23 protein-coding genes are annotated in these 26,061 nt (G+C 41.4%); 11 read left to right on the top strand and 12 right to left on the bottom strand.

Going from position 1 to position 26,061, the window contains the following annotated elements:
- The first annotated feature begins 3 nt into the window (after nt 1-3).
- The 7 genes from QUD85_RS10320 to pntB all read left to right on the top strand — a co-directional run bounded on the left by QUD85_RS10320 (nt 4) and on the right by pntB (nt 5,766).
- Nucleotides 4-507, top strand: a complete 504-nt coding sequence (locus tag QUD85_RS10320; protein ID WP_093328169.1) for a YcgN family cysteine cluster protein — start codon at nt 4-6, stop codon at nt 505-507.
- Between the two features lie 199 nt (nt 508-706).
- Entirely contained in the window at nt 707-1,060 is a 354-nt protein-coding gene (locus QUD85_RS10315; RefSeq protein WP_093328171.1) for a nuclear transport factor 2 family protein, read from the top strand.
- A gap of 56 nt (nt 1,061-1,116) precedes the next feature.
- Nucleotides 1,117-1,452, top strand: coding sequence for a DUF6559 family protein (locus QUD85_RS10310; RefSeq protein WP_093328173.1), 336 nt, complete (start codon nt 1,117-1,119; stop codon nt 1,450-1,452).
- Nucleotides 1,453-1,553: 101 nt separating this feature from the next.
- Entirely contained in the window at nt 1,554-2,072 is a 519-nt protein-coding gene (locus tag QUD85_RS10305; protein WP_093328174.1) for a hypothetical protein, read from the top strand.
- A 59-nt stretch (nt 2,073-2,131) separates the two neighbouring features.
- Nucleotides 2,132-2,665 (top strand): hypothetical protein, encoded by a 534-nt coding sequence (locus QUD85_RS10300; protein ID WP_143047921.1) that lies wholly within the window; start codon nt 2,132-2,134, stop codon nt 2,663-2,665.
- A gap of 172 nt (nt 2,666-2,837) precedes the next feature.
- On the top strand, nt 2,838-4,376 hold the full coding sequence (locus QUD85_RS10295; RefSeq protein ID WP_093328178.1) for a Re/Si-specific NAD(P)(+) transhydrogenase subunit alpha: 1,539 nt from the start codon (nt 2,838-2,840) through the stop codon (nt 4,374-4,376).
- Between the two features lie 10 nt (nt 4,377-4,386).
- A complete protein-coding gene (gene pntB, locus QUD85_RS10290) occupies nt 4,387-5,766 on the top strand; it encodes a Re/Si-specific NAD(P)(+) transhydrogenase subunit beta (protein ID WP_093328180.1) in 1,380 nt (459 codons plus the stop codon).
- Between the two features lie 57 nt (nt 5,767-5,823).
- On the opposite strand, the gene QUD85_RS10285 is transcribed toward pntB, so the two are convergent.
- Both QUD85_RS10285 and QUD85_RS10280 read right to left on the bottom strand, forming a co-directional pair.
- The gene (locus QUD85_RS10285; protein ID WP_093328181.1) at nt 5,824-6,219 is read right to left on the bottom strand and encodes a hypothetical protein; all 396 of its coding nucleotides are present in this window, start codon (nt 6,217-6,219) and stop codon (nt 5,824-5,826) included.
- A gap of 157 nt (nt 6,220-6,376) precedes the next feature.
- The gene (locus QUD85_RS10280; RefSeq protein WP_093328183.1) at nt 6,377-6,976 is read right to left on the bottom strand and encodes a sulfotransferase family protein; all 600 of its coding nucleotides are present in this window, start codon (nt 6,974-6,976) and stop codon (nt 6,377-6,379) included.
- A 96-nt stretch (nt 6,977-7,072) separates the two neighbouring features.
- Here QUD85_RS10280 and QUD85_RS10275 point away from each other — a divergent pair, with 96 nt between their 5' ends.
- Nucleotides 7,073-8,536, top strand: a complete 1,464-nt coding sequence (locus tag QUD85_RS10275; RefSeq protein ID WP_093328185.1) for an FG-GAP repeat domain-containing protein — start codon at nt 7,073-7,075, stop codon at nt 8,534-8,536.
- 38 nt (nt 8,537-8,574) lie between these two features.
- Here the strand turns inward: QUD85_RS10275 and QUD85_RS10270 are convergent, their stop codons facing one another.
- From QUD85_RS10270 to QUD85_RS10235, 8 genes are all read right to left on the bottom strand, one after another.
- A complete protein-coding gene (locus tag QUD85_RS10270) occupies nt 8,575-9,291 on the bottom strand; it encodes a DUF3379 family protein (RefSeq protein ID WP_093328186.1) in 717 nt (238 codons plus the stop codon).
- Complete coding sequence (locus QUD85_RS10265; protein WP_093328188.1) at nt 9,284-9,802, bottom strand: sigma-70 family RNA polymerase sigma factor; 519 nt, start codon at nt 9,800-9,802, stop codon at nt 9,284-9,286. The genes QUD85_RS10270 and QUD85_RS10265 overlap by 8 nt, the downstream gene beginning before the upstream one ends.
- 65 nt (nt 9,803-9,867) lie before the next feature.
- The gene (locus QUD85_RS10260; protein ID WP_177168851.1) at nt 9,868-11,478 is read right to left on the bottom strand and encodes a BatD family protein; all 1,611 of its coding nucleotides are present in this window, start codon (nt 11,476-11,478) and stop codon (nt 9,868-9,870) included.
- A gap of 5 nt (nt 11,479-11,483) precedes the next feature.
- The gene (locus QUD85_RS10255) at nt 11,484-13,304 is read right to left on the bottom strand and encodes a vWA domain-containing protein (protein ID WP_093328191.1); all 1,821 of its coding nucleotides are present in this window, start codon (nt 13,302-13,304) and stop codon (nt 11,484-11,486) included.
- The gene (locus QUD85_RS10250) at nt 13,297-14,301 is read right to left on the bottom strand and encodes a vWA domain-containing protein (protein ID WP_093328193.1); all 1,005 of its coding nucleotides are present in this window, start codon (nt 14,299-14,301) and stop codon (nt 13,297-13,299) included. The genes QUD85_RS10255 and QUD85_RS10250 overlap by 8 nt, the downstream gene beginning before the upstream one ends.
- On the bottom strand, nt 14,298-14,759 hold the full coding sequence (locus tag QUD85_RS10245) for a DUF4381 domain-containing protein (RefSeq protein WP_093328195.1): 462 nt from the start codon (nt 14,757-14,759) through the stop codon (nt 14,298-14,300). The genes QUD85_RS10250 and QUD85_RS10245 overlap by 4 nt, the downstream gene beginning before the upstream one ends.
- A 2-nt stretch (nt 14,760-14,761) precedes the next feature.
- On the bottom strand, nt 14,762-15,745 hold the full coding sequence (locus QUD85_RS10240) for a DUF58 domain-containing protein (RefSeq protein WP_093328196.1): 984 nt from the start codon (nt 15,743-15,745) through the stop codon (nt 14,762-14,764).
- 9 nt (nt 15,746-15,754) lie between these two features.
- A complete protein-coding gene (locus QUD85_RS10235; RefSeq protein ID WP_093328198.1) occupies nt 15,755-16,711 on the bottom strand; it encodes an AAA family ATPase in 957 nt (318 codons plus the stop codon).
- A 211-nt stretch (nt 16,712-16,922) separates the two neighbouring features.
- On the opposite strand from QUD85_RS10235, the gene fadI reads away from it, so the two are divergent.
- The 3 genes from fadI to QUD85_RS10220 all read left to right on the top strand — a co-directional run bounded on the left by fadI (nt 16,923) and on the right by QUD85_RS10220 (nt 20,671).
- Entirely contained in the window at nt 16,923-18,230 is a 1,308-nt protein-coding gene (gene fadI, locus QUD85_RS10230) for an acetyl-CoA C-acyltransferase FadI (RefSeq protein WP_093328200.1), read from the top strand.
- Nucleotides 18,230-20,350: a fatty acid oxidation complex subunit alpha FadJ gene (gene fadJ / locus QUD85_RS10225; RefSeq protein ID WP_093328201.1), complete on the top strand. Its 2,121-nt coding sequence runs from the start codon at nt 18,230-18,232 to the stop codon at nt 20,348-20,350. Before fadI ends, fadJ begins: the two co-directional genes overlap by 1 nt.
- A 126-nt stretch (nt 20,351-20,476) precedes the next feature.
- Nucleotides 20,477-20,671 (top strand): hypothetical protein, encoded by a 195-nt coding sequence (locus QUD85_RS10220; protein ID WP_286218791.1) that lies wholly within the window; start codon nt 20,477-20,479, stop codon nt 20,669-20,671.
- Nucleotides 20,672-20,829: 158 nt separating this feature from the next.
- Here QUD85_RS10220 and QUD85_RS10215 read toward each other — a convergent pair whose 3' ends face one another.
- Nucleotides 20,830-21,237: a hypothetical protein gene (locus QUD85_RS10215; RefSeq protein WP_093328204.1), complete on the bottom strand. Its 408-nt coding sequence runs from the start codon at nt 21,235-21,237 to the stop codon at nt 20,830-20,832.
- Nucleotides 21,238-21,489: 252 nt separating this feature from the next.
- Nucleotides 21,490-25,944 carry an EAL domain-containing protein gene (locus tag QUD85_RS10210; protein WP_093328206.1) on the bottom strand — a complete coding sequence of 1,485 codons (4,455 nt, stop codon included), beginning with the start codon at nt 25,942-25,944 and terminating at the stop codon, nt 21,490-21,492.
- Nucleotides 25,945-26,061 lie beyond the last annotated feature (117 nt).

Below are 26,061 nucleotides of genomic sequence, written 5' to 3'. Positions count from 1 at the left end.
CATATGGCACAACCATTTTGGGAATCAAAAACCCTCAGTGAAATGACCCGCCAAGAATGGGAGTCGATTTGTGACGGCTGTGCTAAATGTTGTTTGCATAAATTTATAGACGACGAAGATACCTCTGAAGCAACCGAAATGCAGCCAACCGACTATATTGAAAGCGGTGAGCAAATGCATTATTCCAATATCGTTTGTTACCTTCTTAACGACAAAAAGTGTGAGTGTACCCGCTATCAAGAGCGCACAGTACTAGTGCCTGATTGTGTGCAGCTGACGCAAGAAAATCTAGATGATGTATTCTTTATGCCGCCAAGTTGCAGCTATCGCAGGTTACACGAGGGCAGAGGCTTACCTTCTTGGCATCCATTGCTTAATAAAGGCAAAAAGTCAGCGATGCATAAAGCGGGAATGTCAGTGCGAGGCAAAGTTGTAAAAGACAATGAAGTGGATATGGAATACTTCGACGAGCATATAGTGACTTGGCCACTTAATGATGTTGATTAGCGAGCGTTGGCGCTTTGCTGATGGGGCATGGGCAGGACAGGAACGCGCCCCTTAAGGGGACAAGGAACGTGGTTTTCTTTAAATACGTAGCACATAGCCCGGAGCACTCAGCTTTAATAAAACGTCATCCCCCACTTGATATTACCAGTTAACCATTTTAATTTGAGCCTTAAGTTACCTTCTATCAGGAGCAAAGCGCATGCGACCAAAGGAAATTGTCCATAAATGGGTAGAAGCGTTCAACCGCGGCGATGCAGATGAGATATCAGCGTTTTATGATGAAAATGCCGTTAACCATCAAGTGGCTAATGCAAAAGTTGAAGGCAAAGAAGCAATAAGGCAAATGTTTGAACAAGAGTTTAGCAATGCTGAAATGGTATGCATCGTGGAGCGTGTTTACGAAGACGGAGAGTGGGCAATTCTTGAGTGGAAAGATCCTATTGGACTTAGAGGTTGCGGTTTTTTCCATATTCAACATAACTTGATTCAGTTTCAACGAGGCTATTGGGATAAACTCAGTTTTTTAAGAGCGCATAACCTGCCTGTGGAGTAGGTCTGTTTTGTCATAATTTTTTAGAGAAATATGAATTAAATTAAGGAGATTAGCGTATGTTTGGTAAGAAAGCAGCGATTAAACAATACCGAAAGCACCTGCAAAATGCGTTACTACAACGCTACGGCGGCGGAGCACCTTATTCTGTGGCTCAGGTTGATCGCACCATTGAGGACCTTAAACTTAATCGACGATATGCACATTACGCTTATGTCATGTATTGTGACAACCAACTGTTGCAAGGAAAGGAATTTAGCGAAAAGCAAATTAATGACATGCAAGATACAATCACCACAGTTGCAAGTGGTGGAATACTAACGGCTATCGGTTTAAGTCTTGTTTCTGGCGATGGAGATGGTGGCGGTTTTGACGCAGGAGGGGGGGGAGAATAGGTTTTTAATACTTGCTCAATTCATAATTATTTGATATTAAAAACAATAACATAATAGAATTTTGCAGTATCATACACGATCTGCGTTTAGAGAGAATGTAAATGGAATTACTGGCTAGTTATCTAGAAATTACAACCTTTATCATCACCATTTTAGGTGTTCCTACTGCCATATATCTTTACGTTAAGGAACAATATAGGCAGCGCATCGAACGAGAATATGGCACCTTCGACGCCTTAGATGCCAAGTATATCGAAATACAGCAGCTGTGCTTGCAATACCCGGAGCTTGACGCGTTTGACTCGCCGTATGACACTCCTCGACACCTTACAGAAGAACAAAAGAAACAAGAAGAAGCGATATTGATGATTCGAATTTCGATATTCGAAAGAGCTTTTTTAATGTACCAACGTTCAACTGCATCGTCTAAAAGCAGTCAATGGTATGGTTGGAACATTGAAATAAAAGAATGGTTCAACCGCGAAAATTTTAGACAAGTTTGGCGAAATCATGGCCATTACTTTGACCAATCATTTTTTCTTCACTTTGACCAATACGCACACCCAGTTCAATCTGAGCCAGTGCAAGTTGAAGTGAAAACCTCAGCTATAGCAAATTAACTCAGTTAGCTTACAACAACCCTCATTCAACATAATATTCATTTTAATAAGGATTTGTAATGAAATATATCTTGGTCGTCCTCGCAGTTTGTGCTTTGTCAGCATGCGCCAATATTCCTCTATCCACTATGGTCAAGTACAGCACATTTGACGAGCAAGACTTTTTGGAAGTTAATGCACAGGATGTCAGTAGTAAAGTGTCCCTTGTTGGCGGCTTGACGCTTGAACCACAGGGCAGTCAATTGGGAGTCGTATTAGATTATGAGGATAATAAAAAAACGTTTAAATTCCCGTTACAGGTTTCTAAAAAGGAGTTTTTTGAGGCACAAGAAGGGTGGTTTTCTGACGTGGGTCCAACACATGTCTACACCCTAGAATTGACAGAAGACGGCATAAAGCAATTTAGGTTGCTACAAAATGATATTCGACAGTCGCTACCAAAATCACTCACGCTAAGTGTTACCGCAAATTTTGATGATTCTACAGAATTAACCGAAGATAATACAATTTCCGTGATGGTGAGACTGGCACCACAGGATGGCTACACAACGCTTATCGATGAAGCGCCGATTGAATTTACCTACACGGAATAAACGCACGATTAGTAAACGCGTAATAACTAAATATTATTATTCATCATTTTTTTATTACAAATAGCTAAAGTGAATATTACCTTTGTATTAATTTCATGCAATTAGTGTTAAAACATTAACCTGTAAAATACATTTGTTTTACAACATAAAAATTAACGCATAAGGATGAAACATGATCATAGGTATTCCTAAAGAATCCTTGCGGGGAGAAAACAGAGTTGCTGCTTCGCCAGCTTCCGTAAAAGCGCTGATTAAGCTTGGCTTTGACGTTCAAGTGCAAAAAGGTGCAGGTGTTAAATCAAGCATTGCTGATCAAGATTATGCAGACGCCGGTGCTAAATTAGCAACCAAAAAAGCGGTTTGGCAGTCTGATGTCGTTTATAAAGTTAATGCACCAACAGAAGCTGAAATCGATTCAATGAAAGAGGGAGCAACCCTCACCAGCTTTATTGCACCAGCGCAAAATGCCGAATTATTGGAGCAGCTTAAAGCAAAAAATATTAATACACTAGCCATGGAAATGGTGCCGAGAATGACACGTTCGCAGTCGATGGACGCCTTGTCTTCTATGGCTAATATTGCAGGTTATCGAGCAGTTATTGAAGCTACCCATCATTTTGGACGCTTTTTAACCGGTCAAATTACCGCGGCGGGTAACTTACCACCTGCAAAAGTATTGATTATCGGCGCGGGCGTTGCTGGCTTGGCTGCAATTGGTACGGCAGGCTCATTGGGCGCGGTTGTTCGAGCGTTCGATACTAGACCCGAAGTTAAAGAACAAATTGAAAGTATGGGCGCTGAATTTCTAGAGCTTGACTATGAAGAACCTGAAGATACAGGTTCTGGTGATGGTTATGCTAAAGAAATGAGTCAAGCCTTTATCGACGCTGAAATGGCGCTGTTTGCAGAGCAAGCGAAAGACGTTGATATTATTATCACAACCGCGATGATTCCTGGTAAACCTGCACCTAAGCTCATTACTGCTGATATGGTTAGATCTATGAAGACCGGTAGTGTTATTGTTGACCTTGCTGCCGCTGGTGGTGGTAACTGTGAACTAACGGTAGAAGGAAAAGCCATTGATGCTGAAGGGGTAAAAATTCTCGGCTATACCGATTTAGTCTCTAGATTACCTAACCAATCTTCTCAGCTTTATGCGAATAATTTGGTCAACTTAACTAAACTTATTTGCCCTGAAAAAGATGGTGCGATTACGCTTGATTTTGAAGACCAAGTAGTGCGCAACATGACAGTGGTAAAAGACGGTGAAATCACTTTTCCACCACCACCTATTCAAGTAAGCGCTGCTGCGCCTAAACCGGCCGCCAAAGCACCGGAAAAGGTTGAAGAAAAAGTAGAGGAAGAGCAATCTTCAACGAAGAAGTATGTGGCTATGGCCGTTGGTGGCGCTTTGTTCGCTTGGCTAGCAAGTGTTGCACCGGCTTCATTCTTGTCGCATTTTACTGTATTCGTACTCGCTTGTGTTGTGGGTTACCACGTGGTTTGGAATGTTACCCATGCCTTACATACTCCTTTGATGAGTGTTACCAATGCCATTTCTGGCATCATTATTGTTGGTGCGTTACTACAAGTTGGGAGCGACAGTTTGCTGATTCAAGTATTAGCCGGTATCGCTATTTTAATCGCTTCAATTAACATTGCCGGTGGCTTTTTCGTTACCAAGCGTATGTTAAAAATGTTCAGGAAATAAGGGGTAGAGTATGGAAGGTGTAATTACAGCTGCATATATCATTGCTGCTTTACTGTTTATTTTCAGTTTGGCGGGTTTAAGTAAGCAGGAAACTGCTAGCCAAGGTAATTGGTACGGGATCATTGGTATGGCGATTGCGCTTGTTGCGACAATCCTAGACCCAAGAGTAGATAACGTATGGATTATTGCCGTTACTATGGCGATTGGTGCAACCATAGGCTTGCGCTTAGCTAAACGCGTTGAAATGACGGAAATGCCAGAACTGGTGGCTATTTTACATAGTTTCGTTGGTTTAGCTGCCGTGCTAGTAGGTTTTAATAGCTACTTTGAACATGGCGTTTCGTTGAGTAGCATAGAGCAAAACATTCATTTAACCGAAGTCTTCTTAGGCGTATTCATTGGCGCTGTAACTTTTACTGGTTCAGTTGTCGCTTTTGGTAAGTTAAGAGGCATTATTAACTCGTCTGCATTGATGTTACCCCATCGCCACAAAATGAATTTGGCAGCGGGTGTTGCGTCATTTGCGCTAATGATTTATTTCGTTAATGTCGGCGGCGATACCACGTCTCTATTAATCATGACAGCAATCGCATTGGTGTTTGGTTGGCACTTGGTTGCATCGATTGGTGGTGCTGATATGCCAGTTGTGGTGTCTATGCTGAATTCATATTCAGGATGGGCTGCTGCGGCAGCAGGCTTCATGTTAAGTAATGACTTGCTTATCGTAACAGGTGCGCTGGTTGGTTCTTCTGGTGCGATTCTGTCGTATATCATGTGTAAAGCCATGAACAGAAGTTTCATTAGTGTTATCGCAGGTGGCTTTGGTACAGACGTTCATGTTGATACTGATGTTGACTATGGCGAGCACGTCGAAGCGCAGGCAGATGAAGTAGCTCAAATGCTATCGCAAGCTAAGTCGGTAATCATCACACCAGGCTATGGTATGGCGGTGGCGCAGGCTCAGTATCCAGTACATGATTTAACTAAAAAGCTGCAAGACAAAGGCATAAAAGTGCGTTTTGGTATTCACCCTGTTGCAGGACGTTTACCTGGTCATATGAATGTATTGCTTGCTGAAGCAAAAGTCCCTTATGACATTGTTGAAGGTATGGAAGAAATCAATGATGATTTTGCTGAAACAGATGTTGTGCTGGTAATCGGCGCTAATGATACGGTTAACCCAGCGGCGTCAGAAGATCCTAATAGCCCAATCGCAGGTATGCCAGTGTTAGAGGTATGGCATGCGAAAGAAGTAGTCGTGTTTAAACGTTCAATGAATACAGGTTATGCTGGCGTTCAAAATCCATTGTTCTTTAAAGACAATACAAAAATGTTATTTGGCGATGCAAAAGCATCCGTTGAAGCAATATCTAAAGCAATTGATGCGTAAGATATAAACAAATTAAAAAAAGCGAGCAATAGCTCGCTTTTTTTATGTTTTTGCTGACTAGAAAGAGAAACGAACGCCTAACGCGCCATCAAAATCAAAATCGGTATCAAAGTCAAAATCTACTGTTGGGTGAACCTGGCCGTATACATCCCAACCTTTAGCAAAGCTCCACTCAACGCCCAGTGGTACACGCACACCCCAGCCATTATTCCAATTAGCCCAAGCGCCACCACCGATGTACCAGTCTACTTCTGAATCTGCTACTTTGCCGTTCATAAACAAGTAATCAAATGCCATACCGTCGTCACCAACAATAAGGTTCATATTACCGTTAAATTGCGACGTTACACTTATGCCCATATCGGCAGCCACACCAACTTTTACATTTGCATGCGCAGCGTGAGTAAATAGCATGGTAGCGGCACATAAAGAAGCTAATACACGTTTTTTCATACTTTATTCCTTTTGAGTTTCCTCGACCAACGTTATGAGTAATTTTATTAATAAAATCAATCAGTCTCATACTATTTTAGCTGAGCTTTTCGCGGTTACAAGAAAATTCAAGAATAACTTTGCGGCTGATAACCCTATAGGTAAAGAGAAAATACAGCTACTTTTCTAGCGCATTCACTTTTAGCGGGTGCTTTATCTTGTTCCAATAAATGACTTTGCCTGCTTTGTTTACGTGAGGAAAGGTAAAGGGTTCGGTTTTTATTGCTAGAAAGTCGACTAATGCCTGCTCGCTGCCTTCTTCGCTAATATCAAGCTCTAACAATGGAACCTTGTTAATATCGCAAAATTCACGCACTTGTTTGCTATGCTGTTGATAACAATCGATTAAAAAGCTATCGCTATTGATGTTTTCTATGGTAAAAGGTGAGAAGACTGTTGTGTAAACGCGTTTTATAGTTGGGCTAAAGCCGCCATCACTTCGCGTAACATTAGTATGCATTCGCAACAATAATTGTCTTATTGAGGGTATCCAAAGGCGAAAATCTCGATGCAATAAGATGAACTTTGCTGTTGGATATTGCTCATATAAATTGGGATAGTCACAAAAGACGGGTGCGTCGGCAATAACAGTCGCTTTTTTGATCGCTTTATCGGTATAGGCCGTATGTGCTGTTGGGAAGCCAAGATCTAGTGTCGCTGCGCAAAAACTTGTTGTACCTGTGCGAGGTAATCCCAAAACCAGTATTTTTTCAGACAATTTAATAAGTAATAAAAGTGAGTACAGGTGTCATATTCTAACAAGTTATCTCGGCAAATTCGAAAGTCAATTAAGCCCCTTTTACTACTGGTCTCCTTGACAGTTTTCTTTGCGCAAGGACAAGAATTTAACCAGGGCAAGCTTACCTCTCCACATCCATTAATTTATTCGCCTTTTACACTTAATATTGATGGTGGTTCTGACCTTGAAGTGGTCAGTATTGGTGAAGATGACAATGGCGTAAAATTTCTACTGGTGTGGAAGGTAGAAAATGCACAAAAGGCTGAATTACTTGCGCAATACCGCATTCCTTCAGGTGTATTTGCATTTGACTATTACTTACCTAAAAAAGAACAAAAGCAGGACAAACAAACGCTCTATTTCATGTCACAAAGCGGCATATTTGCCCTTACATGGCAAGACAAAAACTTTATCTGGCAACCGCTCCAGACAGTTTCATCGATTTATTTAAAGGACAATCCGCGCTATATCGGCAGACGAAGTTTTATTTATGATTTAAATAGTGATGGCAAACCTGAAGCTGTTTTACCTGACTTTGACAGCATTAACGTTTATACCAATTTAGGCTCTGAAGAATCGCTGTCGCAATCTATCGCCATTAAGCCTATTGTCCAACTAGAAGGCGATGGCGCACGATTCATTACGCGTGATTTGTATTTTGCGGATATGAACGGCGATACCAAGAAGGACATAGTTAATGTCATTGATGGCAAGGTTGTTTATTTCCCGCAACAGAATAATGGCTTGTTTGAATTGCAGGGAGAGGTGATAGACATTGAGCCAACTATTTCTGGCACTGACTGGTGGCATCAGCGCAACAGCAGCGGTGAGAGCCTAGATCAAAGTAATCTGGTGTATAGGCGCCTTGAAAAACTGGAAGATATTAATGATGACGCCTTACCTGACATGGTGGTTAGATATACTAAAAGTGAAGGTGTGCTTGATCGCGTTAATGATTACGAAATCTATTTTGGGCGACAAGAAGCGGGCAACATTTATTATCATTTAACGGCAGATACCAAGATACAAATGGACGGTACCTTAACCGGTTTTAATTTTGTTGATTACGATAACGATGGTATACGAGAAGTATTAGTCTCTGGCTTTGATATCGGTATTTCGCAGATCATTGGTGCGCTGCTAAGCGGTAGCATAGATCAAAAAGTGTATATGTTTAAACTGTCTGGTCGTAACTACCCTAAAAAGCCCAATGTAAAGCGCGAGGTTGAGCTTAATTTTAGTTTAACTAAAGGTCAAACAGGCTTCCCGGTTGTGCAACTAGGTGATTTTAATGGCGATGGACTTGACGATATGGTGCTGTCGGATGATGACGATGAAATTCGTGTATATGCTGGCGTGCGTTCAAAAAGTTTATTTACCAAGAAGAGTAAAGGCGTCGATATAGATTTACCGGCCGATGGTAATAGCGTTTTTATTGCAGACATAAATGGTGATGGAAAAGACGATGTGCTTTTTAAGTATGGTCGATTAGATGAAGAAAAAAGTGACACTGACATAATCTACATGCTGGCAAAATAAAGTATATAGACAAAAAAAAGGGCCTTAGGGCCCTTTTTCTATAAAGTCTGAAAACGTATCTTATCTTTTATCTGTTGTTGCCATTGGCTCAAAGATTCTGACTTATCGCCAACGATGATGACATTCGCTTGCTTAAATTCAATTGACTGACCATTTAGGTATTCGTCGGCAAACTTGTCTTTAAACACTAAATGCTCGGCTTTTGGCGTAATAAACACGTTTACAGGTGCGTTTTTACCTTTTAACACTAAATGAAGGCTATCCATACCATCAAAGAAGCAATGTTTACTTGCTATCACTTCACCAATAGAGCTAACAAAGCTTGCACCGTAGTCCGATAACTCCTGGTTTAAATCTGTCAGGTTGACACGTTGTGTTAAACCATTATTGAAATGGTCTGCTTCATGGTAAACATGTGCAAGTGCATAGTCACCTAAGTTAGAGTGAACAGGGGTAAACTGCACATAACTTAAGGTTGCGGCCAAAGCAAAAACAACTGATGCAGCTAACGCTAAATGAACGCGTCTACGTTTCGTTGACTGAGCGCTACGGGCAAAGCTTTGCCTCAAAAGTAGCTTGTTTTCCAGATCAGCTGGCACGTCAACATTCAGCACGCGAGCAATAGAATTGTCGAGCGTTTTAATTTCTTCAGCAAACTTTTGCTTCTTTGGATCTGAAGCAATTGCCTCTCGTATTAGCTTGTCATCGCTATTTGGATCTGCGTAAATACTGCGCCTAAATTGCAAATCATCCATTGTATTGACCTCGTCTTAGCATCGGTTGCTCATCTAGCGCCTCTTTTAACTGATTACGCGCTCTGAAAAGCCTCGTCATTACGGTATTTTTGTTTAGATTCAACAATTCAGCGATTTCTTCGCCACTGAAGCCGCCGATAATCTGTAAAATTAACGGCTCACGATACTCTTCGGCTAGTTTACCGATGCGCTGATGTAACCATCCATTTTCCATGTCTTGCTCTGCAGAATTTGTCTTTGTATCCTGAATACTCGATTCTTCATACTCAGACATATCAAACTGCTTGCGTTCAAAACGTCGCGCATTTTCCCGACGCAAAATGGTAATTAACCATGATTTTGCGGCTTTATCGTCTTTTAGCGAGTCTAATGCTCTCCACGCTCGAAGAAACGTTTCTTGCACTAGGTCCTCTGCCACATGTTTGTCATGACATAACCAGTAGGCGTAACGATACAGATCGCCATGGTAGGTCTTGACTAGGGCTTCATATTTTAATTGTTTTATCGTCATGCCATTATTGACCTTGCGTTGCCAAAAATAATTTCAGATAAAAGTATAATTATCGCAAATTATGTTTAAGGATTTATCTTAAGCGTCCCTTCTTCTTGTTTAGCATAGGAAACTTTATTGATTTTTTGTACTTGTGCTAGCAACGTTTGACTGTTCCAACTACCTTCATTGCTGCCGTATAAGCTTGCCTCTAGTTCAGCGATCGCTGCATTCAGTGCTGAATCATTTATATGAGCGGTTGCCTGTGCAAGAGAAACAAACTGACTATTTAATACCTGATTTAACCAAGGTAAAAGTAATTGTAATGACTGCGATGCTTGTTGTTGCTTGAGCGCGGCTAGCAAGGCTAGGTATGGTTTATTCGTCCCATTTTTAATTGCAACTGTTTGAGATTTAGGACGTTGTAAATACCAGGTAAAAAACCAAGCAGCTAACGTGGCTAGCCATAAAGCAAGAAATAGCCATTGTAGCCAGTGTGCTTGCGTCTCAATAACGGTAACAGTATTGGTCTCGTCACTAGTAGTAGGGACCTCTGAGATAATGTCAGGACTTGCTTCAACCGTGACCGTTTGAGCGTTTATCGTGGCAAACTCTTGTCTGTTAGTAATGGTGTTCCACCATGGAATGGTGACTGCTGGCATGGTGTATGTGCCAGGTTTCAATGCAACAATGGCAAAGCTAGTGGTGGATTGACTAATCAACCTACTTTCGCGCGTCCCAGAAGTAATTTGCGGTTGATCAGCATAAGCTCGCAAACCATCAGGTAAAGACAGATTGATCTGCGGCAATTGTTCTTGTGACACGCCCACCGCAGTAAGGGTGATTTTACGTGTTATTGGATCACCGACAAAAAATGTCGATTGTTCAGATTGCTCTTCAGCTAATATTACCAGCTCCGATGGCAGCCAATCGCCTTGTGCTTCGCTTGGTTGCGGTTTTACCGTTACAGCAATCTTTTCACCTGCAACAGACACAGGTTTGGTCGTGTTAAAGCTTAAAAAGTTTCCTCGCCTAGCAGAAGGCACCATGACTTCACCTGAGAAAAGGGGTGGCGTTAAGGTATATTGTCCGCTTTGTTGTGGCTTAACGAGATACTTTCTTTCTATTATATTGTAGCGTTTACCGTCAATAATTTCTTGCTGTTCAGTGTCCTTACCAAATTGTTCAATCAGCGCATTAGGCATAATAGGTTCAGATAAACTGCCACGTTGCAATTCAGCGGCTAAATGAAGCCTAACGGTAAGTAAACTTTGCTGCTGCACATAGATATCATGTTGCGATAAATCAACCGTCATAAAGACGTCATTGGCGACAGAAGACGCCTCATTGGCAGCTTGTACGCTTAGCTGAAATGCTTCGGAGAATTGTCCATCTATTTCAAACGCTGGAATTGTAAATTGACCGACTTTTTTGGGTACTAACACCGTACGCCAGATTGTTTTGCGTGTTGTTTTAAAGTTGATACTTTGGGTTTGGCTACTGACCGACGTTCTGCCGACCAAAAAGTCTTGCTCCAATGCGCTTAAATCGAGCGTCTTGTCACCTAAACTATCATCTGCAGTGACTTCTAATAATAGAGACTGATTCACCACAGCAGGGTTTTGATCTACCGTAGCCGTTATCTTGGTGGTTGCATGCGCTTGTATTGATAATGCGCAAAAAATCAAGGTAATCAATAGCCTTACCACTGTTTACTGTCTCCTTTGGAAGAAGTTTGATGACGCCTTTTTTGGTATTCAAGTTGCATTTTATTGCGCAACAAAAGGTAAGGGTCGTCAGTGACTTTTTTTAGAATCTGTTGATGTTTTTGTTGTTCTTCTTTTGATTTTTCATCATCGGCGTTTTCAGCATCTACTTGTTGCATCTGTTGTTGCTCACCGTCTTGCTGCTGAGCTTGTTCTTGTTCTTGTGCTTGTTCTTCTGCTGATTGCCGCTGTTCATCTTGTTGAGCATTTTGCTGTTGTTGCTCTTGCTGATTTTGCTGCTCTTGCTGGTTTTGTTGCTGTGAATCGCTACTTTGCTGCTCGCTGTCTTGTTGCTGCTGTTCACTATTGTTTTGTTGCTGATTCTGTTGTTGATCCTGCTGTTGCTGATCTTGATTTTGTTGCTCTTGTTGGTTTTGCTGGTCACTTTGATTTTGCTGTTGTTGTTTAAGCAATTCTTCAATTTGTTTTTTATTGTGCATCGCATCTTGATGATCAGGCGCGAGCTCTAATGCTTGATTATATGCTTCTATCGCTTCTTGATAACGTTGTAATTGTGCTAATGCGTTGCCTTGGTTGTAATAGGCATTGGCATCATCACCTTGTTGAAAAGCTTTTAAAGCATTTTCAAAATCACCGTCTCTGAAATAGGCGCTGCCTTGCCATTGGCTGTTGGTAAATGTTGTTGCAGCATCTTGATAAGCTTCAGCATTAAACAATGCTTTACCTTGTTGATCCTTGGTTTTCCATAAATCGCTCCAAGTATCAGCATACGCCGGCTGAGGTGACAATAGAAGCACCGCTATTAGGCCGCTCAATAGCACGCCTCGACGGAATAAATACAATAGGGCAGGTAGCAGTATTAATACCAAGTAGGGGCCGAACTCTTGCCATTTATCACCACTTTGTTGCATTTGATTTTCTTCTTTTTCTACATCAGTCAGCATGGGTAATGACAAGCGTTCAATGTCGGTATCATCTGCGGTCACTGTACTATAAACACCACCTAGTTGCTTGGCCATTGTTTTAAGCCGATCCACCGGAAGTTTTGGCATCACAATTTGCCCAAAATCATCTTTTAGTAGTTCACCATTAGGTAACTTTATTGGCGCTCCTGCTTTTGTACCAATGGCAAGTATATGTGTAGTAAAACCGTTATCTTTGTGCCACTGTGCAATATCTGCCATATCTTCTCGGTCGATATCATCGGTAATCCAATAGATATGCCCTTGGTTAAAGCCTGCATTAGCTAAAGTTTGCGACGCAAGGTTTAGCGCAGCATAAGGGTTGTTACCAAACGCTGGCATAATTTCTGGTGTTAAAGAAGGCAGCAATATCTTTATATTGTTAATATCTTTAGTGAGCGGGCTAATGATAAACGCATCACCGGCGTAGGCAATTAAACCAACTTCCCCTTCATTGAGTTGTTCAAGCAAATCCAACGCTTTATATCGAGCTCTGGTTAGCCGATTAGGCGCGAGATCAGTGGAGAGCATCGATAATGACATATCCATCACCAATACACTGCCTTTCTTTGCCTGATAGAGAGGTTGCGGTAATTTTTTCCATGTCGGTCCAGCTAACGCTATGATAGCTAGTAACAGGCAAAAAAACGGAATGAATACCGCACTGCGTCTAGAACCTTTTGCATCAGAAATCACCTTGCTGGCTAAATGTTGCGGAACAAACTGGCGCCAAGCGGATTGATGTTTAAACTGCCTTAACATGTAAAACAGGGCAAGCATGGCCGGAATAAGCGCTAGTAACCAGTACGGTCGTAAGAAATGAAAATCAGCCATAGCTTACGTCCTTTTGCGTCAATCTATTGCTTAATGCCTGCGCAATTAAAGCAATAAGTAAAAGTATTAATGCGAGTGCTAAAGGGTAGTAAAATAGGGCGGTCATCGGTCTGACTTGCTGTGCTTCTTGTTCTACAGGCTCTAATTGGTCTAACGTGGCATATATATTTTCCATCGATTGCCCGTCTGTCGCTCTAAAATATTGGCCACCGGTTTTATCTGCAATCTCTTGCAATAGCTTTACGTCTAAGTCGCTCGACGGCGAGACTTGTCTGCGGCCAAAAATAGAGTTGGTCACCATGGTTTCTGCACCGATACCCACAGTGTAAATCGTTATGTCCTTCGCTATCGCAAGTTCAAGCGCCTCTTTAGGTTTGATTTTTCCCGCTGTGTTTTGACCGTCGGTAAGTAGGAGCAATACTTTGTTTGATTCTGATTTTTGATCAAAACGTTTTACAGCAAGCCCGATAGCGTCGCCAATAGCGGTTTTTTTTCCCACTAAACCCAGTACAGCCTCATCAAGCATTTGTTGTACCGTTTTTCGATCAAATGTCATTGGGGTTTGCAAGTAGGCATCGTTGGCGAAAAGAATAAGCCCCAGTCGGTCACCCTCTCTACGCTCGATAAAATCGCCGAGCAATACTTTAAGCATCGCCAAACGTGAAACCTGACGGCCATTTAGTTTCATATCTTCAATACGCATACTGCCGGATAAGTCCACTGCGACCATCATTTCGCGGCTCTCTTGACTCATCGGCATAATTTCACCTAACCATTGAGGTCTAGCTGCAGCAACGATGCATAGCATCCATATTAGCCATAGTAACCAAAGATGTTGTTTACCACGTTTAACTTGCTGCGATTGACTCGCCAGCGCTTGCGGCAATTGCGGAAGCTTTAATGCCGTCGCGTTTTGCTTTTTAACAGCAGGCACCCACAAAAATACCAGCGGTAAAGGCAGTAGTAACAGTAACCATGGCCAAGCAAACTCTATCATCGTAATTCCTCTGCTCGCTTGACTGCGCTAGGAAGTGCATGTGTTAGCCAAAACTTACTGGCACTAGCGAGTGCTTGTGTATCGAGGTGTTGTTGATAGAGCTGATTGAATACTTCGCGATGCTCTTGTTTAAAGGTAAGGTGATGCTTTTCAGGCAATAATGACACCATGTAATCAGCTAATGCTTCACCATGTATATGAGCTGCTTCGCTACGCGGCAGATATTGTAAAATTGCCCATTTTAAGGTGGCTAGCATTTGATGTTCTGTGCGACAGTTAGCAAGATTTGCTATTGCTATTTTTTTCGCTTTGTTGCGTTTTACATAGCGATAGCTTTGAGTAATCGCTAGCACTACAAAAGTAACGGCAGCAACATACAAAAACCACCAGCCAAGCGCGATTGGCGCATCTGAAATAGCTTGTGGTAAATGGATATCTTTTAAATCAAGATTTTGCATAACTACTTAATTCTGTGTCCCATTTTTAACTGTGCCTCGAGTGTTTCTCCCGCACTAAATTCGACAACTCGGGCTTTAATATGTTGCAGTGAACGCATGAGTTCATGTTCAATCAACTTGGCATTTGCCTGGTAGGCGGACGCCACTTTTTTGTCGCCAACATTAATGGTTTGTCTATTACGGCCATCGGTAAAGGCTAGTGATAAGGTTTGACTGGCTTCTGGCAGTTGACGCTCGATAGGGTCATGCACTAGACAAATGACCAGCTCACAATGCATCGACACCGTTCGCAGATGACGAATAGCTTGCTCGCTAAAATGCGTACCGTCAGTAATGAGGTAAATTAGACCACCTGGTTTTGACAATTTCCTTAATCTTTGACAGTTATTGGCAAATGCGAGTTCAGCGTCTTCAGCACTTATATTGTCATTGCTTTGTACGTTGTGCATTTGTGTTAGCGCGTGAAGGTAATGCAGCACGCCTTGTTGCCTTGACTGTGGTTTCAATTCTAAGTGGTCGGAATCGGTAAATATCATACCGCCAACTTTATCGCCTCGCTTTTTCGCGTGCCATGCAACAAGGGCTGCAATATGACCCGCTTGTACAGATTTGAATAATAGTTGGCTACCAAAACGCATACTGTCGCTTAGGTCTGTCGCTATCAATACTGGGCGCTCTATTTCTTCGCGAAATAGCTTGGTATGGGTTTTACCTGTGCGTGCGGTCACTCGCCAATCAATGGCACGGATATCATCACCCGTTTGGTAATGACGCACTTCATCAAACTCCATGCCTCGACCTTTATTTTTAGCGAGCGAATTACCCGCCATATGGCCAAAAAACTGTTTACTTGGTGCAAGGTTGATTAACGCGGACTTGCTTTGGTAAAGCACCAATTCATCGATCGTCATATCAACGCCTGAAGATTTTAATGCTTCGAGTCGCTGATTCGCTTGTGTCGTGATTGATGTTTGTTTAAACCACATAGGCTATCGTTAGGCTACCGCTACAAGCGAAAGAAGTTCATCGATCACTTGGTTAGTTGAAACACCTTCGGCCTCTGCTTGATACGTTAATAAGATGCGGTGACGCAACACATTGTGAATGACTGCTTTAACATCGTCAGGGCTAACAAAGTCTCGACCTGCTAACCAGGCACGAGCTCGGGCACAGCGGTCCAGGGCTATTGTTGCGCGAGGACTTACACCAAAGGCGACCCATTGTGCTAGCTTAGGGTCGTATTTTTCTGGTTGACGAGTCGCAAGAATCAAATCGACGATGTATTGCTCGACAGATTCTGCCATGTGGATAGCTAGCACTTCCTTGCGCGCTGCAAATATGGCTTGTTGCGATAACTGACTGATGGCTTCTGATGTCTGAGATAGTGCCTCGCCACGATTAAGCTTTAAAATCGCAAGTTCATTTTCACCGTCCGGGTAATTCACCTCTAGATGCATTAAAAAACGGTCCAACTGCGCTTCTGGTAGGGGGTATGTACCTTCTTGTTCAATCGGGTTTTGTGTCGCCATAACAAGAAATAGTTCAGGCAAAGGGTAGGTGTTTCTACCAACGGTAATTTGCCCTTCGGCCATTGCTTCTAGAAGCGCTGACTGCACTTTAGCCGGTGCTCGGTTGATTTCATCTGCCAATACAAGATTTCGAAATAGCGGTCCAGCTTGGAAAGTAAAACTGCCATCTTCTGGACGATAGATATCGGTACCGGTTAAATCAGCAGGTAACAGATCTGGCGTAAACTGGACACGATGGAAATCTGCTTCTAATCCTTGCGCTAGTGCGTTAACAGCACGTGTTTTAGCTAAACCAGGAGGACCTTCTACAATTAAGTGTCCATCAGCAAGCAAAGCGATCAGTAAATTTTCTACTAATGCTTGTTGGCCAATTATCTGGTTGCTTAGATGTTGTTGTAATACTGAAAAATCGTCTCTGATCATGGCGGGATAATTTATCTTTGTCATAATGCTATTATGGGTAGTTAATATAAGGCTAGTGACTTGTATTGCAAGCTTTATCCCTACTTTTATCGGCAAATATGTGCATTTGGTCGCAAATCTTGTGTTTGAAAAACCGTCGGTTGAAAATTTTTATTAAGTGAGTACAATCAGTACAAATTCTACAGAGGTCTGACCTCTATAAGGGAACACTATGTCAAATAAAACATTAAAGACAGCAACAGGCGAGCGTATAGCTATTGTCTCAGGTTTGAGAACGCCATTTGCTAAGCAAGCAACAGCGTTTCATGGCGTACCAGCAGTCGACTTAGGCAAAATTGTTGTCAATGAACTGATTAATAAAGTTGATTTAGATCCAACATTGGTTGATCAACTTGTTTTTGGGCAAGTTGTCCAAATGCCAGAAGCACCTAACATTGCTCGCGAGATTGTGTTGGGTACAGGTATGAACGTGCACACAGACGCTTACAGCGTTTCTCGTGCGTGTGCGACCAGTTTCCAATCTACTGTAAACATTGCTGAGTCAATTATGGCAGGTACAGTGGATATTGGTGTTGCAGGCGGTGCCGATAGTTCATCTGTTGCACCTATTGGTGTTTCTAAAAAGTTTGCTCGTACTTTGCTGGACCTAAGCAAGACAAAAACTTTCGGTCAGAAATGGCAGCTTATTAAGCAGCTTAAGTTTAAAGATATATTGCCAGTGCCTCCGGCGGTTGCTGAATATTCAACAGGTTTGTCGATGGGACAAACAGCAGAGCAAATGGCAAAAACACATCAAATTTCTCGTCAAGCACAAGACGAAATGGCTCACCGCAGTCATACCTTAGCAACACAAAGTTGGGCAGAAGGCAAATTGGCTGATGAAGTGATGGTGGCGCACAGTGAGCCATATAAAGGTTTTATTGATAAAGATAACTGTATTCGAGAAAACTCTGAATTAGCAGGCTATGCGAAACTTCGTCCAGTATTTGACCGTAAACACGGAAGCGTGACAGCGGCAAATAGTACACCTCTTACTGATGGTGCTGCGGCAATTTTATTAATGAGAGAAGGGCGTGCAAAAGAACTTGGCTATGAACCATTAGGTTACATCAGAAGTTATGCCTTTACTGCCATTGACGTATGGGAAGATATGCTAATGGGCCCAAGCTATGCAACGCCTCTAGCGTTAGAGCGTGCGGGCATGACATTAGCTGACCTAGATCTTATTGAAATGCACGAAGCTTTTGCTGCGCAGGCATTAGCCAACATGAAAATGTGGTCGAGCGACAAGTTTGCAAAAGAAAAGCTAGGTCGTGATAAAGCGATTGGCGACATTGATATGGACAAATTTAACGTGATGGGCGGTTCACTTGCATATGGACATCCATTTGCCGCTACAGGTGCTCGTTTAATCACACAAACATTGAATGAATTGAAACGTCGCGGTGGTGGCGTAGGCTTAACTACTGCTTGTGCAGCAGGTGGTTTGGGCGCAGCTATGATCGTGGAGACAGACTAATGGCCGATAATACTTTTACTTTACAACGCCAAGAAAATGGCGTCGCGCGTTTAATTATGGACGTGCCTGGTGAAACCATGAACACCTTAAAGTCAGCATTTGCCGACGAAATATCAGCAATGCTTGAGGAAATTAAGTCTGATGCAAGCATTACTGGTTTAGTCTTAATGAGCGGCAAAGCCGATTCATTTGTTGCTGGCGCAGACATCAATATGCTTGCAAGCTGCGAAACAGCTGAAGAAGCGGTTAATTTGTCACGACAAGGTCAGGTTATCTTTGATCAGCTAGAGTCACTTTCTATTCCAGTTGTTGCAGCAATTAATGGCCCTTGCCTAGGTGGTGGATTGGAGCTAGCGATGGCTTGTCATGCACGTGTTTGTTCAGATAGCCCTAAAACCGCTTTAGGTTTGCCAGAAGTGCAACTTGGTCTATTACCTGGCGGCGGTGGTACACAAAGACTACCTAAGCTTGTTGGCATTCAAAAGTCGCTAGATATGATGTTAGCGGGTAAGCAGTTGCGTCCTAAACAAGCATTGAAAGCTGGATTGGTAAACGACGTAGTGCCAAACAGTGTATTGATTGACGTTGCTGAAAAAATGGCGATGTCAGGAAATGTTAAGGCAAAACCTCGCAAAAAAGGCCTAGTAGAGAAATTCTTGGAAGGCACGTCTATTGGCCGCAACATAGTGTTTAATCAAGCGACGAAAATGACCTTAGCTAAAACTAAAGGTAACTATCCTGCGCCAATTAAAATAATTGACTGTGTTAAAGCAGGGGTAAGTGGCGCTAGAGCAAAAGGTTATCAGGTAGAGGCATCACATTTTGGTGATCTGGTAATGAGTGAAGAGTCTGCGCAACTACGCAAGCTTTTCTTTGCTACCACTGAAATGAAAAAAGAAGACGGTGTTGAGGGAGTTGCTCCAGAAAAACTTTCTAAAGTCGCTGTGCTAGGCGGTGGTTTAATGGGCGGTGGTATTGCGTTTGTTACGGCAACAAAAGCGAAGCTACCGGTTCGTATTAAAGATATTGGCCATCAAGGAATCAGTCACGCGTTAAAGTATTCATATGATTTACTTAACAAAAAGGTTAAGCGTCGCTTTATTAAGAAAAGTGAGATGCAAAAGCAAATGGCAATGATCACTGGTGCGACAGACTATCAAGGCTTTAAAGAAACCGATATTGTGGTAGAAGCCGTATTTGAAGATTTAGCGCTGAAGCAACAAATGGTGAATGACGTAGAAACGCATTGTAAAACATCAACTATTTTTGCAAGTAATACGTCTAGTTTACCGATAGGTCAAATTGCCGAGAAAGCGCAACGCCCAGATCAGGTTATTGGTTTACACTATTTTTCTCCAGTGGACAAAATGCCATTGGCTGAGATTATCGCGCATGAAGGTACGTCAGACCAAACTATCAGTACAACAGTTGCGTTTGCTAAGAAACAAGGCAAAACACCAATCGTTGTAAAAGATAAAGCCGGTTTCTACGTAAATCGTATTTTAGCGCCCTACATGAATGAAGCAGCACAAATGCTACTTGCTGGTGAGCCAGTAGAAAAACTTGATAAAGCGCTAGTTAAATTTGGTTTCCCAGTAGGTCCAATGCAGTTACTTGACGAAGTTGGTATCGATATTGGCGCTAAAATTGGCCCAATTCTGCAGAAAGAGCTTGGTGATAGATTTACGCCACCAGATGCGTTTGACAAACTAATCGCAGATGGCCGTTTAGGTAAGAAAGCGCAGAAAGGCTTCTACCAGTATGGTAAAAACGTGAAGAAGAAAGCGGTAGATGAATCTGTATACAGCGTCCTAGGTTTAACGCCTGCAGGCAAACTGAATGAGCTAGAAATGGCGAAAAGAGCAACGTTTATGATGCTTAATGAAGCTGCTCGCTGTTTGGATGAAGGTATTATTCGTAATGCACGTGACGGTGATATTGGCGCGATATTTGGTATTGGCTTCCCACCATTTTTAGGTGGACCGTTTAGCTACATGGATAAACTAGGTATTCAAGCAGTTGTTGAGCAAATGCAGCAATGGCAGGGTACATTAGGCGAGAGATTTGAACCGTGCGAACTGTTAGTGAAGATGGCTGAAGAAGGTAAATCTTTCTATTAACAATTTATTACGTAAAAAAGGCGCCAAATGGCGCCTTTTTTGTTTGTTTTTTAATCGAGATTTGATACACTTTCGCCGCTTAAATTTTAACCATTTTTTTGATGTTGGTTTTTTGAAGATATGATTTTGCTCGCTGTTGTTTTTTCGTTGATATTCGCTATTGGTTTTTACTGTGCTGCGTTGGCAAATGGCCTGGGTAGAAAGCGTTGGGCTTTCGCAGGCATGTTGTTTGGTCCAGCCGTGTTACCTTTGTTCTTTATGAAAAGACGAACTAAAGGTTATCAGCAGTATGGTTGGGATTGCTTAATATTTAAAGCATAAAAAAAGGCGCTTTCAAGCGCCTTTTTTGTAGGGATAATTCTACGACCACCAGCTTTGTGCTGACATCTCTTTAATCTCGATATCTGGAATATCGATAGTCGTTGTTTTTTGCGCTACAAATAGTTCTTTAATAAATTTAATCATTGTATGAACTCCTCTTAAATGCGCTTCGCGCTGCCACGGCCTTTAGCCAACTCTTCTTGCAAACGCATATCGATACGCTTTGCACTACCACGGCCTTTAGCCAGTTCTTCTTCTAAACGCATATCGATGCGCTTTGCGCTACCGCGGCCTTTAGCCAATTCTTCTTCTAAACGCATGTCAATACGCTTTGCACTACCGCGACCTTTAGCCAATTCTTCTTCAAGTTCCATATCAATGCGCTTAGCACTTCCACGTCCTTTGGCTTTTAATTCAGACTCAAGCTCTAACAATATTCTCTTAGCACTACCACGACCTTTAGCTAGTTGTTCAAAAGATCCTGTATCGTTTTGCTGGACGCTATTTACACTTTCAGTAGCTGGGCTAACAGAAACAGCGAGTGACATCAAAATAGAGCTTAACATTGTATAAATCCTTAGTTTTTATGAATTTTTAAAATAATAGTGACTCTTATATGCGAAACTCGTGCCAAAGTGTAAAAGCATTGTAAATAAAGGGGTGTGGCATATGTTCAAGAATTTGACATTTTACATTCTAAATTAAGATTTATCTACGAAATTCTTCGTCAAATAATTGACAGACTGATTGCAAGTGCAATAAAAATAGGGCACGAACATAAGAATAGTTCGCGTGCGGATAGTGATGTGGTATTGGCTTTACTTAAATGAAGTAGAGATATTTGTTATTTGATGAGACAACAAATATTTATGGAAGTCGTTTTCTGAAATAGGCTTACTATACAAATAGCCTTGAAGTTGTTCACACTTTAATTCAGATAGATATTTTAGCTGACCGTTGCTTTCTACACCTTCAGCAACAACCTCTAGTCCTAAGTTGTGTGCGATAGTAACGATGGTTGCCACCATATTACGACCTTGCTCTGAATGTTCGATATCGTCAACAAAGGCTTTATCAATTTTTAAGGTATTCAGCGGGAACTTACGCAAGTAGGCGAGTGAAGAGTATCCCGTACCAAAATCATCTAGTGACAGATGTATTCCCATATGGCGCAGCTGCAGCATGGTTTCAATGGCTTTTTGAGGATTCTCCATTACCGTGCCTTCAGTTATTTCAAGCTCAAGGTGATTGGCAGGTAATCCACTTTCTTGCAATATATTCGCTATAGATTCAACTAAATTAGGTTGCGTAAATTGAATCGCTGATAGATTGACCGCGACTTTGCCGTCAAACAATCCAGCATCTAGCCACTTCTTGGTAGCGTAGCAGGCTTTCTTAAGGACAACTGCACCTATATCTATGATTTGCCCCGTTTCTTCTGATACAGGGATAAACACTAGTGGGCTAATCAAACCTTTTGAAGGCGTTTCAAATCTAACTAATGCTTCTATACCCGAAACCTTACCCGTTTCAATATTAATTTTAGGTTGATAAAACACAGAGAAGTAGTCTTCTTTGAGACCATGGCGAATTAAGTTTTCTACCTGCAAGCGTTTTACTGCTTGCTTGTTCATGTTGTCGCTAAAGAACTGATAACGATTACCACCTAAGTTTTTGGCGTGATACATGGCGGTATCAGCGTTTTTAAGTAGCTCTTGGCTAGATGCTCCATCTTCTGGGTAGAGCACAATACCAATACTGCTATACAACACAACTTCTTGACTACGCAATTTCATCGGTTGAGCAATGGTTTCTAGCACTTCTTTTGCAATAGACGTAATGGTGTGAATGTCGTTTGTATTTTCAATAATCAAACTAAATTCATCACCACCTAATCGGTACACGGTATCTTGTTTTCTGCCGATGTTGGAAATGCGATCAGCTACAGAACATAGCAACATGTCGCCAATTTCATGTCCCATAGAATCATTGATTTTCTTGAAGTTATCCAAATCAAAGACAAGTAGAGCATGCGGTGTGCCTTGTTCAACAAGTTTTGTTTGAGTTGCTTGGAAAAATGCGCGATTCGGTAATTGGGTTAAGCTATCTGAATTAGCAAGTTTACGTAGCTCTGATTCTGTTTTCTTACGTTCGGTGATATCTGAAAATACACCAACAAAATGCGAAATAGCTTGGCTTTCATCACGAATTACATCCAGGTTCAACTCTATCAAGTAGGTTTCACCATCTGGGCGCTTAGCCTCGATTTCATCGTGCCAATTACCATTTCGAATAAGATCAGCTTTTAAGCGCTCAACAAAAGAATCTGGGTATAAAGAGAAGGCTAATGGTCTACCAAGAATTTGCTGTTGAGTTTCACCGGTAATTAATTCATAGGCTTCGTTAACTTCAATGATATTGAAATGTTGGTCGTAAATAACCACTGCATCTGAGATGTTTTCGACGCATTTTTCAAACAGTTTTAAACTTTCTTCTGTATTTTTAAGGACACTGATGTCTTTCAATGTACCTGTCATACGAATAGGCTGTTGCTTGTGGTCACGCTCAACGACTTTACCGCGGTCTAGTACCCACACCCAATCGCCGCGTGTACTTTTAACGCGATAAGTCGATTCAAAATGATCGGTTATTTGTGCAAAATGTTCATTCAACGCTTGTCTTACACGCGGAATATCATGTGGATGAATATTGGTATCTTCTGGACCAGCACTTCGGCGACCATCTTGCGGAAAGTCGAGCACACCCCAAATATTAGAACGATAAATACGGCCACTCTTTAAGTTCCAATCCCACATTTCATCACCACTACCCCAAAGCGATAGTTTAAGGCGTTCCTCACTTTGTTTAATTTTCAGAGTGTATTCACGTTTTTTGTAGACTTGGTAAACCACATAGCACATGAAAAGAATGGCTAGTAGGGTATATACTGGCTTAGCTACAGTTGTTAAAAACCAGGGTGGCAAGATTGTAATATCTAGCTGTGTTGTCTGTTTGAGGTTTGAGTTTCTCGTGTCGTATGCTTCTAGCTTAAAGCGATAGCTTCCATGAGGTATCCCTGTATATGTTGCAGACCGCTGTTTAGGGGCTGCTGTTATCCAGTTCTCGTCGAATCCTTCTAGGAAGTATCTGTAAGCTACTTGCCCCTGAATTTTACTGTTTGGACTGATAAAGGAGAACGTAAAAGGAGATTCTTTGTGTTTTAAAACGAGTTCATTTTTAAACAAAAGAGCTTTGTCTAACGGGTATTGTTCATCAGTTTGGTTACTAATTATTGGAAGCGGTTTGTTCGCAATTGATAGGTTGGACAAAATTGGTTTAGAAACTTTGTTCTCTATAGCGAGTGATACTTTAGGGTTTATGATATGCACACCAGAAAATTCGCCAAAGACTAGATTGCCATTAGCAAATTTGGCACTTGCATGTTCACTAAACGTTGTGTTTGTATCTAGAAAGTCAAATGAGTAATGTTGAAGCTTGTTAGTGTTGCTGTTAATTACGCTTAAACCTTTACTTGTCGCGACCCAAATATTGTCGTAGTCATCTTTAGCCAAGTTAGTTACAACGTTGTTGGCTAATCCTTTGTTCTCGTCAAACAGCAATTTCCTTTTATTTTCAATGTCATAACTTAATACACCTTGCCCATCATTTGCTAGCCAGAGGTTACCATTACTGAATAGCATAGAAACCTGTCTTGATAAGTTAAATTTGAGCTCTTTTGCAGACACTAACACGGAAAAAGTTTCAGAAATGAAATCAAATTGAAAGATATGCCCATCGTTAGATGCGACTAGAATTTTGTTTTTTTCATTTGAGTTTAAAACGATTTGTGAGATGTCTTTGTTTTTTAAATTAAAGGAATTGTGTGATTGGTTGACTAGATCAATTATGTTTAAGCTACCATCTTCACCAACATACCAAAGTTTATTCTCATTGATAAAAGCTCTGCCAAGAACCTCAGCCTCAAAGTTTGGAATAAACTCTAGTACTTCGAATGCTCGATTATTCTTTAGGTCTACTTTGTATAAAGCGTTATTCCAGGTTACGACATAGAGCTCGTTGTTATGAGTTAACAACTCAAAAGGGTATGAATCTAGATTGATTGGCTTATTCACGTTTGAGTATAACTGGTTCCCATCGGGAGTTATCCAAAACAGCTTATCTTTTACTACAGCCACGCCAGTTACAGAATTACTAGATTTAACAAAGGTAAAAGGAGGTTGTAGTTGTGTGGAACTAAAATTATTAAACAAGAATAATCCGCCCCCCCAACTTGTAATCCAATACTTGTCAAACTGTCCTTTAACAATCTTAGTTATAAACTGATTTTCAATTGCTTCTCTTTGCAAATCAAGTCGTTGAGTAATTGAATCATAAAGGTATAAGCCATTGACAGAACCTATCAACACAAATCTTTCTGAAATTGCGTTTAAGGCTCTTATCTCCAAACCATTCATTTGTTGGGTTATGGAATTTGATGTTGGTCTGTAATTATCGTCAAAAACGTACAGTCCCTTATCTGTTGCGACCCAGATATTGTCGTCGATACTTTTGATTTCAAACACCGAACTAGCAGCAACGTTAATATCCCATCTGTTGGGCTTAGCCAATGACACGGCATAAGTGAGCTGTTTGTCAGCTAAAAACAATCCGTTTTCATAAGTACCAATCCAAAAACGGTCTTTAGTATCTTGGAAGATACTTTTTATTTCAGTGAGAGACTGATTTTCTCGGGATAGATTGATAGCGGTAGCTTGGCGAGTTTGTGTGTCAAAAGTATTTAAGCCTGAGCGAGTGGCGACTAAGAGTTGGTTACTTTCTGATTCGAATATTTCCCAAACTATGTTATCTCGTAATTTGCTGTTTTGTTGGGTATAGGTGGAAAAGTCATCAGTTTGTTTATTGTAACGTACCAAGCCTTTCTCAGTACCAATCCAGAGCGTGTTAGCACTATCTATATATAAGCGCCTGATGAAATTGTCTGGAATTGATTTTGGGTTGTTGGGGTTGTGGCGGTAAAACACATACTGTTCGCCGTCAAACCTATTAAGCCCGTCTTCAGTTGCTATCCAAACAAAGCCATGTTTGTCTTGTACCACATCAAAGGTACTGTTGTTCGACAGTCCTGATCCATCTTTTTGAATGGTGTAGTTTTTAAAGTCGAGTTCGATAGCGGCAGATTGTTGTGATGCATAAGAAAAACAGGACGCAAAAATTAACGCGACTACACTAGGGGTAGACACGAAAATACGCACAAATTTTTTCCATTCAAACAGCAAAATACAACAACCCTAAAAGGAAAGTGTTTTATTTTCAAAGAGCTAAGGTGTAAAGACCAGACTCTTTTTTAATTATCCTGTCATTACAATGCA

The sequence above is a fragment of the Thalassotalea agarivorans genome (genome assembly GCF_030295955.1).
GTDB classification, from domain to species: Bacteria; Pseudomonadota; Gammaproteobacteria; order Enterobacterales; family Alteromonadaceae; genus Thalassotalea_D; species Thalassotalea_D agarivorans.
Note: the sequence above shows the minus strand (reverse complement) of the source record. Positions and strands in the feature narration are given on the sequence as shown.